This window comes from Roseateles chitinivorans (genome assembly GCF_050632145.1).
Classification (GTDB): domain Bacteria; phylum Pseudomonadota; class Gammaproteobacteria; order Burkholderiales; family Burkholderiaceae_C; genus Roseateles; species Roseateles chitinivorans_B.
The window spans coordinates 830938-851428 of record NZ_CP192577.1 but is presented as its reverse complement, the minus strand read 5'-3'; the positions used below and the strand labels follow the sequence as shown (position 1 = coordinate 851428).

Below are 20491 nucleotides of genomic sequence, written 5' to 3'. Positions count from 1 at the left end.
CATCCCATGTCTCTCTTCGACTCGGCCGTCTCGCACGGCATCGGTCTGCTGCCCCGTCCGCTCGTCCAACGGATGGCGGCCCGTTATGTCGCCGGCCCGCGGGTGGCCGATGCCATCGCCTTGTCCCATCGCCTGATCAGCGATGGTTTCCCCGTCACGCTCGACGTCCTCGGCGAATCCGCGCGCGATCTCGCGGACGTCGAGGCCGCGGAGCGCGCCTACCTCGCCTTGCTCGATGAACTCGCGGTCGGGCATCTGGCGGCGGACATCTCGTTGAAGCCGACCGCCTTGGGTCTGCTGCTGGACCCGTCGCATTGCGAGGCGTCGATCGGGCGCATCGCCGCGCGGGCGAGGGCGCTTGGACTCACCGTCTGCATGGACATGGAGGACAGCCGCTGCACGCAGCTGGAGATCGACATGTTCCTGCGATTGCGTGCCGCGGGCGCACCGGCCTCGCTGGCGCTGCAGGCCTATCTGCTCCGCACCGCCGAGGACACGCCGGCCCTCGCGCAGGCCGGCCACCCGCTGCGGATCTGCAAGGGGATCTACAGCGAGCCCGAGGCCCTCCTGGTGCCCGGCGCGGCCGACGACCGGCGGCGCATCAACGCGCCGTTCCTGGACGCGGTGCGCGCCTGCTTCGAGGCCGATGTGTTCGTGAGCATCGCGACGCACGACGAGGCGCTGATCGACGCGGTGCTGGCACTCGCTGGACGTCACGCGGTGGACAACGCCCGCTTCGAGCTGCAGATGCTGCTCGGCGTCTGCGAGCCGCTGCGCGAGTCCCTCCGGGACCGCGGCGTCACGGTGCGTGTCTACGTGCCCTTCGGCGCCGACTGGTACGCGTACTGCGTGCGCCGCCTGAAGGAGAACCCGCGCCTGGCGGGCCAGATCGCGCGCTCGATCTTCCGTCGCTGAACGTCCGGACGCTCGCGTGTCCGGCTTCGGCCTTCACGCGAGCGCCTGCCGTTGTCCCATCCCTTTCAAGCCTTGAAGTCACCATGAGTTCCACAACCACCGGCCTGTTGGCCGTCACCCTGAAGCAGTCGATGGCCAATGCCATGAAGATCGATGGCGCGCTGTCCGCCGCGCTCGTCGACTACCGCAGCGGCATGTGCCTGGCGCAGGCCGGCACGGGCGTCAACCTCGATCTGGCCGCCGCCGGCAACACGCAAGTGATCCGGGCGAAGCTGCAGACGATGGAGAGCCTGGGCCTGCGCAAGGGCATCGACGACATCCTGATCACGCTCACGGACCAGTACCACCTGATCAAGCTGATGAGCAACAACACAGGGCTGTTTTTGTACCTGGTGCTGGACAAGGCCAAGGGGAACCTGGCGTTGGCGCGGTACAAGCTGACGGATATCGAGCGGGCGTTGCAGTTGTAGGGCGCTGCGGCGGCGATCTGTGTTCGCTCTTGGAGGTGCCGGACTTCTTGGGGCGAAGCGATTGATAGCTGCTCGACGAGCGATTGATGCCAAGAAGCTTCACCACGCCCGGATGGTCGCCACCATCGTGGCGACCGATCTCATTCACCCGCCGGTGGGTTGAACGTCTTCGTGATTAAGAAGATCGCGCCGGATATCGACCTGCGGGACATCATCTGGGGGCTGCCGTTCGTCGTCCTCATGCTGCTGGCGGTGCTGTTGATCTGCATCTTCCCGAGCATTGCGACGGGGTTTCCGGATTTGGTGATGGGGAAGGTGGTGGCAGGGCATTAATGCCGGGGGGCGACGCAAGCGATCGGATGAATCGCTCCGGCCTCGGAGACCTCCTGTTGGCACCATATTTATGCAACGGAGTCTCCTCGATTTTGCGGGCGATGCAGTCAAGCCATCTTGTCGGCCCGGCCGAAGTTGCGCGCATGCGTTTGGCTCAGACTATGCCGAAGCAAAAGAGGCCGCTGCGTAGCACAGCTCGATACCGGACCACTCCGCCCACTGTAGGATTGATCCGCGACTCTGCGCAAATCTCTTCGGCAGCGAGTTTCGCAATCAGGTCGGCACGCTTCGGCGCGCTGATCGATGGATCAGCGATCAGCCCGCTTTCGCGAAGTCGTCTACCAAAGCGCTCATCGATCTCATTCGAGAGTCCCAGCGCGACCTGAGCGCCTGTCTCGTAGAACGGTCCGCGGTGAAACCGCTCGCCGGCATGAGGGCCATCGATCTTGCTCGCAACGAGATATGGGCCGAAGTCATCGATGCCAGTGACCAGAAGTCCCGCCTTGATGCCAGGAAGGCCAAATGGAATGTCCCGATGAACGCGGCAGAAGGTCGACCAGCCGAGTTCGAGCGCCGCTGCAGCGCGAGCCCGTACCACTACACCGTCGGGCGGTAATGGACTGGCCTGCAGCAGCCGAACCGCCTCTCCGGTAGCGACGGTGACGCCGAAAACGGTCACCTGACAACTGGCCTCAGGAAACGCCACGATCTTGTTCATGTCGTCTCGTTCGACCTTGCCGGTTTCGACTTTCGTGCGACGTCCATCGGTAATAGTGATGGCGGAATCCGGGAGAACGATGGCGATGGCAACGGTCATGCAATACCTCTGGTAAACCTAGTTCGCAGCAGGCTGGAGCCGGGTGTTTTCAAGTCGGTGTGGATCGCTCCAGAATGAGCAGCGGAACACCGACCCACTGGGAGTCGTGGCTCGTGGCCGCAAGTACCCGCAGATAGGCTCTGACCGGCAACGACATTTCCTTTAGCACCGTGTCCTGCATGCGCAGCAAGGCATCGAGATCGTGATTGAAGTAGTCCGGTGTAGTGATCAGCGCAATGCTCGGACAGCCCTTCTGCCGGACGTGGAAATAATCTCCCTCGGCTTCGACCTTCATCTTTCCGGTGTCTTGGTCGATCGGACCGGATCGCGCCTTAAAGACGGTGAGTTCACCTTCGAACCAACCGAACTGCGACGGCATGCCCGAACTGAAGGTCGTGGACTGCAGCGCGGGCTCTTGCTTGAGATCCGGGAGAACTCGAGCCAGCATGCGCGTCGAAGAGACCTTGTACGCGCGCGTCTCTTGGGCACTGATCTCTGCGGAGAACGCCGGAATTGAGGCCCCGGCCTTCTTGGACTGATTGCGCGTGATCGTGGTGGCCGGATCTTCGCCAGTGAGCACCTCGTAGAGTTCCGCGATGTATGCGCGGTCTAGGTATAGGCAGGCATTCAGCAGCTCGCGCGGGATTGGTGTCTTCGTGACAGGCGTCTTGCGTCGAAAAAACATCATGAACTCCATGGGTGATCGAGGTCATAGAAGCAGGTCGCACCGAGGAACTTGTTGACCACGAGATCGCCCTAGCCAGAGCTGCCCACTCCATCCGACGATGACAAACAGCATGGGCAGCGAGGTGCGCGCGCAGATCTTTGCCCACTCCGCATAGTCCTCACCCGACGGCGTGGGGCTTGACTCTGGGTGGGTGTGCCATTCACCGAGATAGTCCACCGTCTCGCCACTCGCGCGCCAATGACGAAGCGCGATGTCTTGGTGGGCACGCCTTGAACGCTTGAAGAAGTAGCGCCAGCCGCAGTCGCCGCGCTGCGGGGTGGTGACCATCGTTACGTGCAGGTGAGGGCCGCGCCGGTAGCCGAGCAAAATTCCCCCGCTTTCGGGCTTGGAATGTTCGTTCTGCCAGAACCCATCCATTAGCCGCAGCGCGTCGGCCTCGACGAGGATCTGCCCTTCTGGGGCATGAGCGGCGCGCCACATCAGAGCTGACCGCATGCCGGACACCCCTTTATTGGAGTCAAGTCTTGATTCTTCGCTCCGAACACATCCGCGTTCTCGCGGGCCCGCGTGCGAAAGCGCGGCGCCGGGTCTCCTTGAAGCCAATCGCAGATCATGTCAGCGGCCAGCGCGGCAGCGTGCATCGGGGCGGAGACTGCATAGGGTGTGTAGGAGCGGCAACCATCCATGCGCCGCTCCGGAATCGTCTTCAGCAGCGGTATCCGCTCGCGTCTATGAATTTTGAGGTCTGGAACGACGAGACACCGATAGCACGCATGCTCGTTGCCTTCGGCCCAAAGGGCCTGCACAGCCTCGCCATTGCCGCGAATCCATACGTGCAATACCGGGAGCGAGAGGGCGCGCTCCAGACGCAGACCGTTGATCAGCTCACTCACGGACTCCTCTCCCGTCGCATCGACGATCAGGTCTGCCGCAAACAGTTGATTCGCATCGAACGCGCTGCGGGCGTCGGACACGATCTCGCTGTGAGGAAACTGTCGCCGTAGTTCGTCGCGAAGCGCTGTGGCCTTGTGTTGCAGCAGCGCGGGATATCCGAGCGTGTGTCGGCCCAGGTTCTCCGGATTCAATTCGTCCGGATCGATCAGCCGCAGACAACCCTTCTTTCCGGACCCGGCGCCCAGCCGAACGAGAGCGGACGCAGCGAAAGAGCCGATGGCGCCGCAGCCAACGACCGTGACACGCTTTCCACTGAGATCGCGATAGGTCAGGTTGCGGTTGTGAACGAAATCGCCACCGATCTGCCGCAACCGCATGCGAAACAGCGCTTTGCCGCCGCCCGCGTTGTGAAGGAAGTTCCGAAAGAGCTTGGGGGCGCGCTGATAGCCCAGACGTTTCATCTGGTCCAGATCAAACCCCAGGCCGATCCAACCCACAGGGGTGTCGATGGCGAACGTAATGAATTTTTGCTTGAGATATTGGGGTTCACCGAGAACGTTCTGAAGCGTCGTGGCAAGCTGGCGGTCCCAACTGCGCAGCCACTGAAACAGCGCCTTGACGGTGGTGGGCATCTGCTGAGGAACCAGCGGGGGTTTGTCGGTCTTCAGCAGCCAGCAACGATCCGCAGAGGGAATCAACGTCCATCCCCACGCTGCCGCCAGCCGCTGCGCTTCGGGCGGATGGCTGCAGACCAGGACGCGCGTCTGCATTTGAGTGGGGTCGCGCAGCTTGAAGTAGTGGGCGTCCGAGGCTTTGGCGTCGATTGTGCCCAGGAAGACCTTCCACGGTTCGTTCCGCTGGCCGAGCTCCCAGTGCGCGGCGAACTCGGTTTGGATGTCGTCATGTCGGTACGACGCGTCTGTAGCGATCTTGCTCAGCACGGTAGTGGCTTGGTCCAGGCACTGCGCGAGCGCTGCAACCGGGTCATAGCGATCCAGCGTTACTGATCCTGGCGCGAAGTAGCACAGGTCGCCGTGAGCATCGACATGAGGCAACAGCGGCGGGAGGAAGGCCGGCGGCTGGTCGAGCGAGATCTGCGGGTACTCCAGGAAGTCCCAATCGCTGATCGTCAGCCTTACCGGGACCGGGCCCTTCGCGCATTGCAGTAGCCCGGCAAATGCACGCGCGGGTCGGCGCGCGGCAAGCGGTTCGAAGCCGCGGCCGCGCAGATACCTCAATGAGTCGCCAAGAGCAGACATGACGCGTTCTCAGCCCGCCTTTGTAGAAGGCACCGCCGGAGCCACAACGCGGTCCGGCGGGGTATTCCGGACGACATCGGCACTGCTTTCGAGTTCGATCGCGTCAAGGGCATAGGGGATTCGCATGCCGAGCTTGCCGCGCAACTGCGTGATCACGTGGCCCCTCTCATTCAGGGAAGCGTTTCGGGCGCGTGCGATTTCGTCGGCGAGTTGCGCGAACTGGTGGCTGGCTGTCACCCGGTCGCTCGCGGAGAGCCGATTGAAATCCTCAGCGCCGTTGTCGATGCCCCGCTCGCGGATGTCCGTTAGGAAAGTCGAACTCAGGCGCCGCGCGGACTCTTCCAGAGCGAGATCGTCCCGTTCAGCCTTGAACTGGTAGCCTTGTGCGGCCGCGATCATCAGCGATACCGAAGTCGGCCCGCCGCTGATCCAGTGGTAATCGCGCCAAGCCTTCAGGTAGCGGCAGACTCGCCGCAACTGTTGGCCGTGATCTTCGATGCGGTCCTTGAACCAGTTGGCCACCGCCTGCGGGTCGGAGCGCATCCACTCGCCCTTTCTCGTGGCCATGACGATCGTGTCCAGGTCCGCCCACGATTGGCGCTGCATCAGCTCGCCGATCGCATCCCAGCCCTCCAGGCCGATGCTGTCGAGCGTGTTGACCACGGCAGAGCGCTGGACCGACTCAACGATTCTCTTGAATTCGTCTTCAGGTGCGGCATAAAGCGGCAGGTCGATGTGCGCCCATTTGGCGATCTCAATCCGGATACACGTGTCTTTGCCGGTGAGCAAGTTCCACCGCTCCTTGCGGCAGAGGTCGGCGAGGATCTCTTCGACCAGATCGAAATAGGCCTTGGCCATCCTGTGGGGCGGCCCGTTGTCTTCCCACACCGTCACGGGCAAGTAGATGCCAAAGTCCCAGTCCATCTCCTGGGGCGGCATCTTGGCGGGCACGATACAGGTGTCGTAGGACCACGAGCCCTGCGTGCGGAAGCGGGGCGTCACGGGCCGATCCATGCCCAGCTTCGCGACGGTAGCTTGCGCCAGATGGGGGCGCACATGATCGCGAATTTTCTTGATCGCGCCTTTGAGCTGCTCGGTCTGATCGTTGTTGGGCCGAATGGCGTTAGCGAAGGTTTCCTTGTTCGCACCGTGCTGGTAAAGGAGCTTAGAGAACTTGAGCATTAGGCGTTTCGCTTGGTGTTGGGGCCGTAGAAGAAGTTGGGGAGGGCAGCTTGATGCCGGAGGTACTGCTGGAACTCCATCTGCCCGATGACAGCCTTCGAGCGTTCTGCGGCAGCGCCGAGGAGGACCTCCTGCGCTGGACCATCGGCTTTGTCGAGGGCGACCGCGCCGGCGCGCTGATCGGTCAGCACGTCGTCCAGGTGCAAGTAGCGCGAAGGCAGTCGGTGCTTGAGCATGAAGTCGCTCAGCGACTCCTGTACCGAGATCGACAGCCCGAACAGGCGCTTGGGCATGTTGGCCGGGTTCATGCCGCCCCAGTCGTAGCTACCGCCGCTGCGATTGCGACGCGGGTCGGCGGTAAATTTGGAAGACATCGTGCCAACGGAAATGATGTGCACGTCCTCGACCGTCTGCCCGAGGAAGCTCTGTGCTTCATGCAAGGCAAGCAGGCCGGGCGCGTTGGCATATAGCCCGCCGTCTACGTACTGGCTCTTGTTGAACGTGTGCCGCGGGAAGTAGGCCGGCGCCGCGCTGGTAGCGAGGGCAACATCGACAAGCGAGAAGGTGTGATCCCGCTTGAACGTCGGGTGGTGTGGCGTCTTGAATAGCTGCGGCTGCCCGGTCGAGTAGTTGATTGCGGGCACTATGACCGGGTGCTTGCACTCGCCCAGCGTACTCTTTCCGAAGACGTCGTCCGCGCTCAGCAGCGCCTTCAGACATGCAGGCGAGTACGGTGCTCGCAAGATCCCCCACATGGAGAAACGGCGCTTAAATATCCTCTTCCCGTTCTCCTCGAACAGCTTGACCATTCGCGCTGCAGGAATCTCCATGGCCACGGCCAGTGCGAGGATCCCGCCGATCGACGTCCCTGCGATGAGATCGAAGCGGCTGGCGATCGGCGCACCAATCTCCTCTTCGATGTCGGCCAAGATCTTGGCTGTGTAGAGGCCGCGGAAGCCACCCCCGGAAAGTGCGAGCGCTTGAAAGCGCTTCTCAGTAGCTTGAGTCAAGACTCCCCCTGACGATGATGAATATCGCGGCCGGAGTGACCGCAGGTACGTTTCCTTACATCGGGAACGAATTTTTGTTCTTCAAGGGTGCGCGTGGGCCTGACCCCTTGAATCGATGGGACAAGTCCTCGGGGTCAGGGTTTGCCCTAGATCGATGACTGGCCCGGGAAGTTCGGCGGCGCAGACGAAAGCGGAGGCATTCGCGCATTCGCTGTTTCCAGCACTTGAAGCGACCAACTTGGCTTTTGCAGATGGACTCAACTGCGCATACCGATCAACTGCAAGCGCGCTTTGCACTGATTGGACGGCGCGAACAATTTGATGACGAGGCTGGCGCTATTGAACAATCCGCGACATCGGATCAGTGAAGCCCAACGGTCGCTTCAATGTTTGATCCGGTCGCTTAGTTTTCTCCTGATGCCGGCCTTCATTTCCCCCGCCCGCCCGCAATGACGTGGGAAGCAATGGGCTCAAGCTTCACAACATTCGCAAACTAGCCAACCCGGCTTCGCAACCCATCGCAACTTCATCGTTGCCCCTAGGCCTTTAGGCTGCGAACATTGTGAACTTCCCAATTTCACAACCTGCAATGGACTGGCCCACTGCGCTGTCGAGCGCTTCTTCGACGGAGATGCTTCGCAGCGAGCTGGTGCTGCCGCGTCACGCGAACCACTACGGCACCCTGTTCGGCCCTGAGGCGCTCTCCTGGCTCGGCCAGAACGCCCACATGGTCGCCACCCGCTTCTGCCACCAGGACATCGTCATGGTCGCGGTCAAGGACGTGCAGTTCCTCGCCCCGGTCCCGGTAGGCTCCGTCCTCCACATCCACTCCCGTGTCTCCCGCGTCGGCGGCACCTCGATGACCGTCGAGGTCCACGCCCGCATCGACAATGCGGCCCCTTCCGACGTCCTCCGCGCCACCTTCGAGATGGTCGCCGTCGCCGCCGGCAAGCCTTGCCGCATCACCCCTCGCACGCCGTCCGAGCCGCAACCGCTAACCTCGTCTGCATCGGACCTCTGAGCCATTCCGCCTTCCGAATTCCATCTCCAGGAGACATCCCCATGAGCGACACCACGACCGCGAACGCGGCAGCCGCCCCCGCCTTCAAGCCCAAGAAGTCCGTCGCCCTGTCCGGCGTCGCCGCCGGCACCACCGCCCTGTGCACCGTCGGCCGCACCGGCAACGACCTGCACTACCGCGGCTACGACATCCTCGAACTCGCCGAACGCTGCGAGTTCGAAGAGATCGCCCACCTGCTCGTCCACGGCAAGCTCCCCAATGTCGCCGAGCTGCGCGCCTACAAAGACAAGCTCAAGGCCCTGCGCGGCCTGCCCGCCGCCGTCATGGACGCGCTCGAAACCCTGCCCGCCGCCGCCCACCCCATGGACGTGATGCGCACCGGCGTCTCCGCCCTCGGCTGCTCGCTCCCCGAGAAGGACGACCACAACCTCCCAGGCGCCCGCGACATCGCCGACAAGCTGATGGCCTCCTTCGGCTCCATGCTGCTGTACTGGTACCACTACAGCCACAACGGCCGCTCCATCGACGTCGAAACCGACGACGACTCCATCGGCGCCCACTTCCTGCACCTGCTCCACGGCAAGCCGCCTACCAAGAGCTGGGAACGCGCGATGCACACCTCGCTGATCCTCTACGCGGAGCACGAGTTCAACGCCTCCACCTTCACCGCCCGCGTCATCGCCGGCACCGGCTCCGACATGCACTCGGCCATCGCCGGCGCCATCGGCGCCCTGCGCGGCCCCAAGCACGGCGGCGCCAACGAGGTCGCCTTCGAGATCCAGAAGCGCTACGACACCCCCGACGAAGCCGAGGCCGACATCCGCCGCCGCGTCGAGGCCAAGGAAGTCGTCATCGGCTTCGGCCACCCCGTCTACACCGTCTCGGACCCCCGCAACGAGGTCATCAAGAAGGTCGCCCACCACCTGTCCCAGGACGCCGGCTCGACCAAGATGTACGACATCGCCGAACGCCTCGAACGCACCATGTGGGACGCCAAGAAGATGTTCCCCAACCTGGACTGGTTCAGCGCCGTCAGCTATCACATGATGGGCGTGCCCACCGCCATGTTCACCCCGCTGTTCGTCATCGCCCGCACCAGCGGCTGGTCCGCCCATGTGGTCGAACAGCGCCAGGACAACAAGATCATCCGACCCAGCGCCGTCTACACCGGCCCGGAAGACCAGGTCTTCGTCCCGCTGGCACAGCGCCCCTGAGAAGCCGGTCGACCCCATCGACCGAGATGACCGCGATGACCGCGATGACCGCATGAGAGAAGTTTCAGAGATGCCAGCCACGACGCCCGCACCCACCATCGCCTCCGCAATCCCGCTCAACGAGACCTGGCGCAAGCCGCTGGCCGGTACCGCGCTCGACTGGTTCGACGCGCGCGCCGCCGTCGAGGCGCTGCGCCCCGGCGCGTGGGAACGCATGTCCTACACCGCCCGCGTCCACGCCGAGAACCTGGTGCGCCGCTGCGAACCCGCCGCGCTCGACGACTGCCTGCTGCAGCTCGCCGACGGCAAGGCCGATCGCGACTTCCCCTGGTACCCGGCGCGCGTGGTCTGCCACGACATCCTGGGCCAGACCGCGCTCGTGGACCTGGCCGGCCTGCGCGACGCGATCGCTGATCAGGGCGGCGATCCCGCCAAGGTGAACCCGGTCGTGCCGGTGCAGCTGATCGTCGACCACTCGCTGGCCGTCGAGTGCGGCGGCTTCGATCCTCAAGCCTTCGAGAAGAACCGCGCGATCGAGGACCGCCGCAACGAGGACCGCTTCCACTTCATCGAGTGGTGCCGCACGGCGTTCCGCAACGTCGACGTGATCCCGCCGGGGAACGGGATCATGCATCAGATCAATCTGGAGCGGATGTCGCCCGTCGTGCACGTGGACCGCGGCGTCGCCTATCCCGATACCTGCGTCGGCACCGACAGCCACACCCCCACGTCGACGCGCTCGGCGTGATCGCCGTCGGCGTCGGCGGGCTGGAAGCGGAGAACGTGATGCTCGGCCGCGCCTCGTGGATGCGCCTGCCCGACATCGTCGGCGTCGAGCTCACCGGCCGTCGCCAACCCGGCATCACCGCCACCGACCTGGTGCTCGCGCTCACCGAGTTCCTGCGCAAGGAAAAGGTCGTCGGCGCCTACCTGGAGTTCTACGGCGAAGGCGTCTCCGGCCTCACGCTCGGCGACCGCGCCACCATCTCCAACATGGCGCCCGAGTATGGCGCCACCGCCGCGCTGTTCGCCATTGACGAGCAGACGCTCACCTACCTGCGCCTCACCGGGCGCGAGGAAGCGCAGGTCCAGCTCGTCGAGACCTATGCGAAGGCGGCAGGACTCTGGTCCGGTGAAGGCAACACGCTGGCCGGCGTCGTCTACCCGCGCGTGCTGAAGTTCGACCTGGCCAGCGTCGTGCGCAACATGGCTGGCCCGTCGAATCCGCACCGCCGTCTGCCGACCTCCGCGCTGACCGAGCGCGGCATCGCCGGCCCGTGGACCGAAGAACCCGGCCGCATGCCCGACGGCGCCGTGATCATCGCGGCCATCACCAGCTGCACGAACACGAGCAACCCGCGCAACGTCATCGCCGCCGCGCTGCTCGCGCGCAATGCGCGACGCCTGGGCCTGACGCGCAAGCCGTGGGTGAAGACCTCGCTCGCGCCCGGCTCGCGCGCGGTCACGTTGTACCTCGAGGAAGCCGGCCTGCTCGGCGACCTGGAGGCGCTGGGCTTCGGCGTCGTCGCCTATGCCTGCACCTCGTGCAACGGCATGTCCGGCGCGCTGGATCCCGCCATCGATCGCGAGATCGTCGAGCGCGACCTCTACGCCACCGCCGTGCTCTCGGGCAACCGCAACTTCGACGGCCGCATCCACCCGCGCGCCAAGCAGGCCTTCCTGGCCTCGCCGCCGCTGGTGGTCGCGTACGCGATCGCGGGCACCATCCGCTTCGACATCGAACGCGACGTGCTCGGCGTCGTCGAGGGCCGCGAGATCCGCCTGAAGGACCTCTGGCCCGAGGACGACGAGATCGACGCGCTGGTGCGCGCGAGCGTGAAGCCGGAGCAGTTCCGCAAGGTCTACGAGCCGATGTTCGCGATCACCGCGGCCTCGGCCACCAAGACCGAGCCGCTGTATGACTGGCGTGCGCAGTCGACCTACATCCGCCGCCCGCCCTACTGGGAAGGCGCGCTGGCCGGCGAACGCACGCTGCGCGGCATGCGCGCGCTGGCGGTGCTGCCGGACAACATCACCACCGACCACCTGTCGCCGTCCAACGCGATCATGATGGACTCCGCGGCTGGCGAGTACCTCTTCAAGATGGGCCTGCCGGAGGAGGACTTCAACTCCTACGCCACCCACCGCGGCGACCACCTCACCGCGCAGCGCGCCACCTTCGCCAACCCGACGCTGAAGAACGAGATGGTCCGCGGCGCCGACGGCGAGGTGCTGGCCGGCTCGTTCGCGCGACTGGAGCCCGAGGGCCAGGTCATGCGCATGTGGGAAGCCATCGAGACCTACATGGAACGCCGCCAGCCGCTGATCATCGTCGCCGGCGCGGACTACGGGCAGGGCTCGTCGCGCGACTGGGCGGCGAAGGGCGTGCGCCTCGCAGGCGTCGAGGCCATCGTCGCCGAAGGCTTCGAGCGCATCCACCGCACCAACCTGATCGGCATGGGCGTGCTGCCGCTGGAGTTCCTCGCGGGAACGACGCGCCTCACGCTCGGCCTGGACGGCTCGGAGACTTACGACGTGCAGGGTGCGCTGTCGCCGCGCGCGACGCTGACGGTGATCGTCCATCGCCGCAACGGCGAGCGCATCGAAGTGCCGGTGCGTTGCCGCCTCGACACTGCCGAGGAGGTCGAGGTCTACCAGGCCGGCGGCGTGCTGCAGCGCTTCGCGCAGGACTTCCTGGCGGCGGCCGAGGCTGCCTGAGTGGCCTGAGGTCAGGCCCGAACAACGACGGAAGCAGTCATGAGTTTTCTCCCTCAAGTGAAGATCCCCGCGACCTACCTGCGGGGCGGGACCAGCAAGGGCGTGTTCTTCCGCCTGGAAGATCTGCCCGAGGCTGCGCGCGTGCCCGGCGCCGCGCGCGACCGGCTGCTGATGCGCGTCATCGGCAGCCCCGATCCCTACGGCAAGCAGATCGACGGCATGGGCGGCGCGACGTCGAGCACCAGCAAGACGGTGATCATTTCGCGCAGCACGCAGCCAGGGCACGACGTCGACTACCTGTTCGGTCAGGTGGCCATCGACACCGCGCTGGTCGACTGGTCCGGCAACTGCGGCAACCTGTCGGCGGCGGTCGGACCGTTCGCGATCCAGGCCGGCTTCATCGACGCGGCGACGCTGCCGCGCGACGGCATCGCCACCGTGCGCATCTGGCAGGCCAACATCGGCAAGACCATCGTCGCGAAGGTGCCGATGCGCGACGGCCAGGTGCAGGAGAGCGGCGACTTCGAGCTCGACGGCGTGACCTTCCCGGCGGCGGAGGTCGAGCTGGCCTTCCTCGATCCGGGCAATGACGACGCCGATGGCGACGACGCCGGCGGCGCCCTGTTCCCGACGGGGAACGTCGTGGACGTGCTGACGATGCCGGAGGACCTCGTCCCCGGCGGCCGGCTGCGCGCGACGCTGATCAACGCGGGCATCCCGGCGGTCTTCGTCGACGCGAAGGACCTGGGCTACTCGGGCACCGAGCTGCAGGACGCGATCAACGGCGACGCCGCGGCGCTGAAGCGGCTGGAAGCGATCCGCGCGCACGCCGCGCTGCACATGGGCCTGATCAAGACGCTGGACGAGGCGAAGACCCGTCAGCACACGCCGAAGCTGGCCTTCGTCGCGCCGCCGTCGAGCTATCGCTCGTCGGCCGGCAAGACCGTCGAGGCTGGTGACATCGACGTGCTGGTGCGCGCGATGTCGATGGGCAAGCTACACCACGCGATGATGGGCACGGCAGCCGTGGCCATCGGCACCGCGGCCGCGATCCCCGGCACGCTGGTGTGCGAGGCCGCGGGCGGCAAGGCGCTGCCGGCGGTGCGCTTCGGCCATCCGTCGGGCACGCTGCGCGTCGGCGCGGAAGCGGTCCAGGAAGGTGGTCAGTGGCGCGTCACGCAGGCGGTGATGAGCCGCAGCGCCCGCATCCTGATGGAAGGCACCGTGCGCGTGCCCGCCGAGGCGCTGTGATCGGCTCCCGCTGATCCCGCCATCGACATCCGTATCGAATTCGACTTCAGACAATCAAAGAGAACTGACATGACATCGACCCGCAAGACGCTGCGCGCGCTGGTGAACGAACGCCGTGGCGTGCTGGTGCCGGGCGCGTTCAACGCGCTGTCGGCCAAGGTGATCGAGGACCTCGGCTTCGAGGCGATCTACGTGACCGGCGCCGGCGTGACCAACATGTGGTTCGGCCTGCCGGACCAGGGCTTCATGGGCCTGTCCGAGATCGCCGACCACACCGCCCGCATCCGCGACGCGGTGAACCTGCCGCTGATCGTCGACGCCGACACCGGCTTCGGCAACGCGCTGAACGTGCGCCACACGGTGCGCGTGCTGGAACGCGCCGGCGCGGATTGCATCCAGCTTGAGGACCAGGTGGCGCCCAAGCGCTGCGGGCACTTCACCGGCAAGGAGGTCATCTCGACCGAGGAGGCCGTGAGCAAGATCAAGGCGGCGGTGGATGCGCGGCGTGATCCGGACTTCCTGATCATGGCCCGCACGGACGCCTGCGCGACGCAGGGCTTCGAAGCCGCGATCGAGCGCGCGCAGCGCTTCGCCGAAGCCGGCGCGGACATCCTGTTCGTCGAGGCGGTGACGAAGGCGGAAGAGATCCGCGCGCTGCCGCAGCGCCTGTCGACGCCGCAGCTGATGAACATGGTCATCGGCGGCAAGACGCCGATCACCGATGCGAGCGAGCTGCAGCAGATGGGCTACGGCGTCGTGCTGTATGCCAATGCGGCGCTGCAAGGCGCGGTGGCCGGTATGCAGAAGGCACTGGGCGTGCTCAAGACGCAGCGCCGCATCGACGAGGATCCCAACCTGGTGATCCCGTTCGCCGAGCGCCAGCGGCTGGTGAACAAGCCGGAGTGGGATGCGCTGGAGAAGAAGTACACCTGAGGACTCCAACGGCCGCTGGCCCTCACCCCCGCCCTCTCCCGCAAGCGGGAGAGGGAGTCCGACCGGCGCCACTCGCAGCGCTGGCTCCTCTTTCCCCTCTCCCGCTTTCGGGAAGAGGTGGGTGTGAGGGGCAGCGACCTCGGCAGTACGACAGCCTTCTTGCTCCCTCTCCCGCTCGCGGGAGAGGGAGGGGTGAGGGCCAGCGGCCTCCCGCACGAACCGGACCTCAGGGCTTCAGGAAGTCGTTCTCCACCCACGCCGCCGCGCTCGCCTCATTGAACTTGAACCCGGCTGCCACGCGCACCTGCGCCAGCTGTTCGCCGTCGTCGTTCAGCGCGGTCAGCGTCGCATACGGGTTGTCTTCATCGGGAACGATGTCGAGCAGCACCTGGATGCGTCCATTGGCCGTATCCAGCTTGACGCTCTTGTGCAGCCGCGCGTGCAGCTGCTGCTCATGCCGGCGCAGCACCTCGGAGGCCGTCTTCACCAGCGTGTGGAAGGCGGCCGCATCGAGCGGCTTCGGGTTCTTCTTGTCGCGGCCCATGGTCCAGGGGCCGACCAGGGCGGGCTCGGCCTCGCCGATCAGCGTCATCGCGACAGCCCAGCCTTCGTCGTCCTCGTTCTTGATGACCTGCGCGGTCCAGCGCTCGTCCTGCCACGTGCGCGGCTCCTGGATGATGGGGCGTTCTTCGTCAGGGAAATTCGTGCTCATGGCGATGAAGGTACCACGCGGTCGCACGCATCCCAGCGACGCCGGGCGGCCTTCGCGACCGGCGACAATCCATCCATGACCGAGTCCGCCCCGCCGCCGCAAGAGCAACCGCGCAACCCCTTGCACGGCCTGACGCTGGAAACCATCGTGACCGAGCTGGCCGAGGAATACGGCTGGGACGGCCTCGACGAGCGCATCCCGCTGCGCTGCTTCGCCTTCGAGCCGAGCGTCAAGTCCAGCCTCAAGTTCCTGCGCAAGACGCCGTGGGCGCGCGAGAAGGTCGAGGGGCTCTACCTGTTCATGCTGCGGGAGCGGCGGCGGAACGCGACGCGGCCGTGACCGGCGAGACCAGAGCCCAGCCGAGCGTCTTGTACAGCGCGGCGCCGGCCTCGGTGGCCACGAGCACGCCCTGGCGGGCGCCGGCATCACGGGCAGCGTTGGACAGCGCGCTCATGACGAGCCGCCCCAGCCCCCTCCTTCGGTGGGCCTCCACCGTGACGATCTGATCGAAGGTCGCGAACGCGCCGTCGATGGCGGCCTGGCCGCTGGCCGCGAGTTCGCCTGACTCGGCAACGATCTTCACCAGCGCCAGGGCGCCGATGCCTTCCGTCCGGGCGCGATACCCCCGATGACCGGATCGGCGCGGCCAGCGAGCGGGACGCTCATCAGGAACTCCGGTTCATGAACGGCCCAGTCGCTGGAGAGCATGCCGGACACGCTGTCCCGTGGCGCGCAGATCTTCAGCCAGGTCCCGGGGCCCGCCTCGGTGGAGATGAGCCGTCGAAGCACCTCGGGATCGAGTCGAGGGAAGACGTAGCGCGTGACCTGCTCCGGCTTGCCGACGAGGATCTGCAGACAGCCGGGGCGTTCGATCGGTGCCGACGTGTGTCGCGAGATGGCCCACCCCTGCGCCCAGGCGCGGGCGGCGGTCGATGGATCGAGCGCGCCGGGATCGGGCACGTTCGTCGGGTTCGAGGGGGATGGGTTCATCCGGCATATCTTCTTCTGCACTGGGTCGGTGCGTAGAAGGTCATGGCGCGGCCGGGCCTGCGACGGCACGGGGGACGCCGCTGGAGATGCCGTCCCGACGCCGACGGCTCATCCCGCGCCGATGCAGTTCACGCCGTCGCGATGCAGCTTCGTCGCCGGGTGCTGGAGGGCAGGGCGGCCGATGACGACACTGCATTCATTGACACAGCAACCCTTCCGGAGATCGACATGAACGCCACCCAACGCCTTGCCATCACGTCCGCCACCAGCACCACCGCCAAGGCTGTCGCCTTCGGCGCCGTGGCCGCGCTGGCCCTGGGCCTGGGGATCGCTCATGCGCAAAGCCAGCGCGACCTGCGCGCCTCGATCGTGACGCTGGACCCGGTGGTCGTCACCGTGAAGCGTCAGCAGCTGCCGACGGTCTACGTCACCGACCGTCGCGACGCGTCGGCGGACGACCGCCAGTTCGCGCTCGCGGAATGAGCGCCGACGGTTGCGCCGTGTCGGTGGAGCGATCCACGGACTGAGTCCCTCGGCCCGCTCCAAAGCAAGACGCCCGGTTCATGCCGGGCGTCTTGCTTTGTGGGGGTGACATCGCCGTATCGATGTCCGGTCGATCACAGATCGATCACAGGTCGATGATCCCGCGCCTCACCGCGATCGTGACCGCGTGGGTGCGGTCGCTCGCAACGAGCTTGCCGAGGATGCTCTTCATGTGCGCCTTCACCGTGCCTTCGGCGATGTCCAGCTGGCTGCCGATCCGCTTGTTCGAGCGGCCCTCGGCCACCAGCTTCAGCACGGTGGTCTCGCGACCGGTCAGGTGCTGATCGGCCACGTGCTCGGCGAGCTGCACCGCCAGCGCCGACGGGAAGCGCCGGCCGCCGGCATGCACCGCGCGGATCGTGTCCAGCAGCTCCTTGCGCAGCGTCTCCTTCAGCAGGTAGCCCGCCGCGCCGGCCTGCGCGGCTTCCAGCAACTGCGCCGGCGCGCCGAAGCTGCTCAGCATCACGACCCGCGCCGCGGGGAACTCGTCGCGGATCGCCTTCAGCGCGGCGATGCCGTCCATCGTCCGCATCCGGACGTCCATCAGCGTCACATCCGGCAGGTAGCGCCGGAAGGACTCGAGGGCTTCGACGCCGTCCTGCGCTTCCGCCACCAGGCGCATGTCGGATTGCAGGCCGATCGCGCCGGCCAGGCCCTCGCGCAGCATCGGATGGTCGTCGACCGTCATCACGCGGATCGGCCGGTCGTTCTTCAGCGGTGTCATCGTCATGGCGCGCGTCCTCTCTGCGGTCACTCTGCCCGTTCGTGGGAGGGTAGGGATCTCTCCTTCGGGAGATGGCGACGCGCGTCGGTGACAGACGGTGGAAGCCGCGCCGCAGACTGCCTACCCTGTACGAAAGAGGGAGGCGGGAGGGACCCCATGCGGCATGGCGTCCTGCGCGGCCACTGGCGAACATCGCCGTCACCTCGCCCCTCGGCTCAGGTATCCCTCCCCAGTTCGGCAACCTCTTTCCCGCCTGAAGGACTCCCTCATGACCACGAACCCCACCCGCCGCACCGTCGCGGCGCTCCTCCTCGCAGGCGGAGCCGCGATCTCCGCCGTCGGCGCCCTCGACGCGCTTTTCGCGGCCTCGCCCGCGATGGCCCAGTCGAGCGCCTCCGCGGCGGCAAGACCCGGCCCCATCGTCGAGCGCGACGCCACCGTGAACGGCGTGAAGCTGCACTACCTGACGGCCGGCTCGGGCGACGCCACCCCCATCGTGCTGCTGCACGGCTATGCGCAGACCAGCCGGATGTGGCGCCCGCTGATGCCGCGCCTGGCCACCGACGGTCCGGTGATCGCGGTGGACCTGCGCGGCGCCGGCGGTTCCGGCAAGATCGACCGTCCCGGCGAGAAGAAGCTGCTGGCCCAGGACATCCACGCGCTGACGCAGCAGCTGGGCTACAAGAAGGTGAAGATCGTCGGCCACGACATCGGCCTGATGGTCGCCTACGCGTACGCGGCGCAGTACCCCGACGAGGTCGAGAAGATCGCATTGCTGGACGCCTTCCTGCCCGGCGTCGGCGACTGGACCAAGGTCTGGCTGCTGCGCGACCTGTGGCACTTCCACTTCTACGGCGAAGTCCCGGAGAAGCTGGTCGCCGGCCGTGAGCGCATCTACTTCGAGCACTTCTGGAACGACTTCGCCGCGGACAAGACCAAGTCCATCCCCGAAGCCGATCGCAAGTTCTACGCGGCGGCGTATGGCCAGCCCGGCGGCATGCATGCGGGGTTCGGCTACTTCAAGGCGTTCGAGCAGGACGCCAAGGACTTCGACGCGATGTCCAAGACCAAGCTCAAGATGCCGATGCTCGTGCTGACCGGCGAGAAGGCCTCGGGCGAATTCCTGATCGGGCAGGCGCGCCTCGTGGCGGAGTCGGTCGACGGCCGCATCGTGAAGGGCGCCGGCCACTGGATCATGGAAGAGTCCCCGGAGTACACGATGGGGGCGCTGGTCGAGTTCCTGAAGTGAGCTGAGCGGCGCCGGATCCCGAGGTCGTTCGGCGCTGCTCAGCCCCCTCTCCGTGCGGCTGCTGGCGCTCGGGGGCACGGTCCGTGTGCCGCCGGAGGGCGTCAGCCGCAACGGATTACGATTGCAGGCGTTGCGCTGCCCCTACCTGAGGCCATGACGGACACGAAGATTGATCGCGAACGCTGGTCGGCGTCGAGCAGGCAGTCGTACATCTACCAATGCGCAGGCGAGAGCTATGCAGACATCCACTATGAATGTGGGAAATGCCAGTCTGCGGCGGTCTTCTCGGCTGAAGAGCAGAAACGTGCGTTCGAGCTCAAGAAGAACTACATCTGGCAGCGACGAAGGCTTTGCCCCGCTTGCAATGCCATGCTGTGGCGTCTGAGGACTCGGGAACGAGCCTGTCAATCGCGTTGGTGCTCGGAGCGCAAGGTGCTGGCTCGCGACGAGGGTTTCATGCGCGAGTGGCTCGGCATCCTGGAAGCGATTCCACCGTTCGCTCCTCAATTTCGAAATGGGATGCCGGAGACACTGACCCGGCTGCTCCAGCGGCTGGCGTCCGCCGGGGCGGGCCGACGATAGTGATGGAGATCTGCTCGGAATGTCCGACATCATTGTCCTCGTCACCAGCCTCGCAGGCGTCATCGGATTGGCGGCGGCAGTCCTGTGGCTTATCGAGGCAGCGGGGCGCTTGATCGGGTCACGCGCGACCTGGCTGCTGTTTCTTGGGGCGCTGCCCTTCAGTCTCGGCGTCTTGGTGGCCTATCTGAATCGGTCCAAGTGGTCGTGGTGGGAGCTGATGCTCGTGCCGGCGGCGGCACCGATCGCTGTTGCGCTCTTTCTGCTGGCGTGCCTTGTTGCGCTCAATCCATTCGATGCGCTCTACGTTGCCGGGTCCGCGCTTCAGGCCGGCTGGCGCCGCCTTCGGCGACGAGGGCCGCGAGCTTGATCCGCCGTCAGTTGAAACCGCAGAGGAAGTAGGGGCCGGACAGGTGCTCGCACCTTGCCAACTCGCCGCCGAAGCTGGATGGATCGCGTTCGACGGACGGGTCCTCCCAGGTCGGCGCATGGACCACGCCGCGCCAGTTGTTCAGCAGGCCGCCCAGGGGGAAGGCGAGATCCGCAGCCCGGCCCGGCTCGTGGAAGCAGCGCTTCGATGCGACGCATGACGGCGTCATGCCCTCTGCGGCCTCGCGAACCGAACGGTCGAAGTAGGCGCGTTCCATCCAGAACCACGCCTGCTCTCCGACCTGATCCAGCGCGCCGAGGATCCACATCGCCCACACCACGAGCGTGATCAGGCCGGCGCGAACGCAGCGCACGCGATCGTCATTTCGTCGGGCGTTGATGGCAGCGCTGAGGAGCGCGACGAGCCCGCTGATGGCGACGATCAGCGAGAGGATCAAGCCGAGGAAGGGATTGAACTCGATCTGATAAAGCGACAGGCTGAGCACGCCGGCAACGAAGATCGCCGTCGCGAGTGCCGTCGTGACGAAGGCCGAGCCGCTCTGGCGAGTCGGAACAACAACCGGGGTGGGCTGCGCATGATGAAGCATCGGCGCAGCGTA

At 65.9% G+C, this 20491-nt stretch carries 22 protein-coding genes and 2 pseudogenes; 13 read left to right on the top strand and 11 right to left on the bottom strand.

What is annotated here, in order from left to right; translation table 11 throughout:
- The first annotated feature begins 6 nt into the window (after positions 1-6).
- The 3 genes and pseudogenes from ACQ86G_RS03875 to ACQ86G_RS03865 all read left to right on the top strand — a co-directional run.
- Complete coding sequence (locus ACQ86G_RS03875) at positions 7-915, top strand: proline dehydrogenase family protein (protein ID WP_431259406.1); 909 nt, start codon at positions 7-9, stop codon at positions 913-915.
- Between the two features lie 131 nt (positions 916-1046).
- On the top strand, positions 1047-1385 hold the full coding sequence (locus tag ACQ86G_RS03870; RefSeq protein ID WP_431261328.1) for a hypothetical protein: 339 nt from the start codon (positions 1047-1049) through the stop codon (positions 1383-1385).
- Between the two features lie 136 nt (positions 1386-1521).
- Positions 1522-1718 (top strand): annotated as a pseudogene (locus ACQ86G_RS03865) (TRAP transporter large permease subunit); the annotation flags it as partial.
- Positions 1719-1872: 154 nt separating this feature from the next.
- Here the strand turns inward: ACQ86G_RS03865 and ACQ86G_RS03860 are convergent.
- Genes ACQ86G_RS03860 through ACQ86G_RS03835 form a run of 6 tightly spaced genes read right to left on the bottom strand, consistent with a single transcriptional unit; the run spans position 1873 to position 7568 of the window.
- Positions 1873-2535 (bottom strand): hypothetical protein, encoded by a 663-nt coding sequence (locus ACQ86G_RS03860; RefSeq protein WP_431259405.1) that lies wholly within the window; start codon positions 2533-2535, stop codon positions 1873-1875.
- A gap of 49 nt (positions 2536-2584) precedes the next feature.
- Positions 2585-3232, bottom strand: coding sequence for a hypothetical protein (locus ACQ86G_RS03855; RefSeq protein ID WP_431259404.1), 648 nt, complete (start codon positions 3230-3232; stop codon positions 2585-2587).
- A 12-nt stretch (positions 3233-3244) separates the two neighbouring features.
- The gene (locus ACQ86G_RS03850; protein ID WP_431259403.1) at positions 3245-3718 is read right to left on the bottom strand and encodes a Mov34/MPN/PAD-1 family protein; all 474 of its coding nucleotides are present in this window, start codon (positions 3716-3718) and stop codon (positions 3245-3247) included.
- Positions 3703-5376, bottom strand: a complete 1674-nt coding sequence (locus tag ACQ86G_RS03845) for a ThiF family adenylyltransferase (protein ID WP_431259402.1) — start codon at positions 5374-5376, stop codon at positions 3703-3705. The genes ACQ86G_RS03850 and ACQ86G_RS03845 overlap by 16 nt, the downstream gene beginning before the upstream one ends.
- Before the next feature lie 9 nt (positions 5377-5385).
- A complete protein-coding gene (locus ACQ86G_RS03840) occupies positions 5386-6558 on the bottom strand; it encodes a CBASS cGAMP synthase (RefSeq protein WP_431259401.1) in 1173 nt (390 codons plus the stop codon).
- Positions 6558-7568, bottom strand: a complete 1011-nt coding sequence (locus tag ACQ86G_RS03835; protein WP_431259400.1) for a CBASS cGAMP-activated phospholipase — start codon at positions 7566-7568, stop codon at positions 6558-6560. The genes ACQ86G_RS03840 and ACQ86G_RS03835 overlap by 1 nt, the downstream gene beginning before the upstream one ends.
- A 589-nt stretch (positions 7569-8157) precedes the next feature.
- Here ACQ86G_RS03835 and ACQ86G_RS03830 point away from each other — a divergent pair.
- From ACQ86G_RS03830 to ACQ86G_RS03810, 5 genes and pseudogenes are all read left to right on the top strand, one after another.
- Positions 8158-8589, top strand: coding sequence for an acyl-CoA thioesterase (locus tag ACQ86G_RS03830; protein WP_431259399.1), 432 nt, complete (start codon positions 8158-8160; stop codon positions 8587-8589).
- A gap of 41 nt (positions 8590-8630) precedes the next feature.
- A complete protein-coding gene (prpC, locus tag ACQ86G_RS03825) occupies positions 8631-9803 on the top strand; it encodes a bifunctional 2-methylcitrate synthase/citrate synthase (RefSeq protein ID WP_431259398.1) in 1173 nt (390 codons plus the stop codon).
- Positions 9804-9873: 70 nt separating this feature from the next.
- A pseudogene (acnD, locus tag ACQ86G_RS03820) lies at positions 9874-12521 on the top strand (Fe/S-dependent 2-methylisocitrate dehydratase AcnD).
- A 39-nt stretch (positions 12522-12560) separates the two neighbouring features.
- A complete protein-coding gene (gene prpF / locus ACQ86G_RS03815) occupies positions 12561-13772 on the top strand; it encodes a 2-methylaconitate cis-trans isomerase PrpF (RefSeq protein WP_331615662.1) in 1212 nt (403 codons plus the stop codon).
- 69 nt (positions 13773-13841) lie between these two features.
- Positions 13842-14705, top strand: a complete 864-nt coding sequence (locus ACQ86G_RS03810; protein WP_431259397.1) for an isocitrate lyase/PEP mutase family protein — start codon at positions 13842-13844, stop codon at positions 14703-14705.
- A gap of 226 nt (positions 14706-14931) precedes the next feature.
- On the opposite strand, the gene ACQ86G_RS03805 is transcribed toward ACQ86G_RS03810, so the two are convergent.
- Positions 14932-15417, bottom strand: coding sequence for a hypothetical protein (locus ACQ86G_RS03805; RefSeq protein WP_088404788.1), 486 nt, complete (start codon positions 15415-15417; stop codon positions 14932-14934).
- Positions 15418-15492: 75 nt separating this feature from the next.
- On the opposite strand from ACQ86G_RS03805, the gene ACQ86G_RS03800 reads away from it, so the two are divergent.
- A complete protein-coding gene (locus ACQ86G_RS03800; protein ID WP_431259396.1) occupies positions 15493-15756 on the top strand; it encodes a VF530 family DNA-binding protein in 264 nt (87 codons plus the stop codon).
- Here the strand turns inward: ACQ86G_RS03800 and ACQ86G_RS03795 are convergent.
- Positions 15716-16009: a GNAT family N-acetyltransferase gene (locus ACQ86G_RS03795; RefSeq protein WP_431261327.1), complete on the bottom strand. Its 294-nt coding sequence runs from the start codon at positions 16007-16009 to the stop codon at positions 15716-15718. The genes ACQ86G_RS03800 and ACQ86G_RS03795 overlap by 41 nt on opposite strands.
- A complete protein-coding gene (locus tag ACQ86G_RS03790) occupies positions 15997-16407 on the bottom strand; it encodes a hypothetical protein (protein WP_431259395.1) in 411 nt (136 codons plus the stop codon). Before ACQ86G_RS03790 ends, ACQ86G_RS03795 begins: the two co-directional genes overlap by 13 nt.
- 228 nt (positions 16408-16635) lie before the next feature.
- Here ACQ86G_RS03790 and ACQ86G_RS03785 point away from each other — a divergent pair, with 228 nt between their 5' ends.
- On the top strand, positions 16636-16890 hold the full coding sequence (locus tag ACQ86G_RS03785; protein WP_431259394.1) for a hypothetical protein: 255 nt from the start codon (positions 16636-16638) through the stop codon (positions 16888-16890).
- A 145-nt stretch (positions 16891-17035) separates the two neighbouring features.
- On the opposite strand, the gene ACQ86G_RS03780 is transcribed toward ACQ86G_RS03785, so the two are convergent.
- Complete coding sequence (locus ACQ86G_RS03780; protein WP_431259393.1) at positions 17036-17680, bottom strand: response regulator; 645 nt, start codon at positions 17678-17680, stop codon at positions 17036-17038.
- A gap of 262 nt (positions 17681-17942) precedes the next feature.
- Here ACQ86G_RS03780 and ACQ86G_RS03775 point away from each other — a divergent pair, with 262 nt between their 5' ends.
- From ACQ86G_RS03775 to ACQ86G_RS03765, 3 genes are all read left to right on the top strand, one after another.
- Positions 17943-18923 carry an alpha/beta fold hydrolase gene (locus ACQ86G_RS03775; RefSeq protein ID WP_431259392.1) on the top strand — a complete coding sequence of 327 codons (981 nt, stop codon included), beginning with the start codon at positions 17943-17945 and terminating at the stop codon, positions 18921-18923.
- Between the two features lie 153 nt (positions 18924-19076).
- A complete protein-coding gene (locus ACQ86G_RS03770) occupies positions 19077-19505 on the top strand; it encodes a hypothetical protein (protein WP_431259391.1) in 429 nt (142 codons plus the stop codon).
- Positions 19506-19524: 19 nt separating this feature from the next.
- Positions 19525-19872 carry a hypothetical protein gene (locus tag ACQ86G_RS03765; RefSeq protein WP_431259390.1) on the top strand — a complete coding sequence of 116 codons (348 nt, stop codon included), beginning with the start codon at positions 19525-19527 and terminating at the stop codon, positions 19870-19872.
- Positions 19873-19879: 7 nt separating this feature from the next.
- On the opposite strand, the gene ACQ86G_RS03760 is transcribed toward ACQ86G_RS03765, so the two are convergent.
- Positions 19880-20377, bottom strand: a complete 498-nt coding sequence (locus ACQ86G_RS03760; protein ID WP_431259389.1) for a hypothetical protein — start codon at positions 20375-20377, stop codon at positions 19880-19882.
- Between the last annotated feature and the right edge of the window lie 114 nt (positions 20378-20491).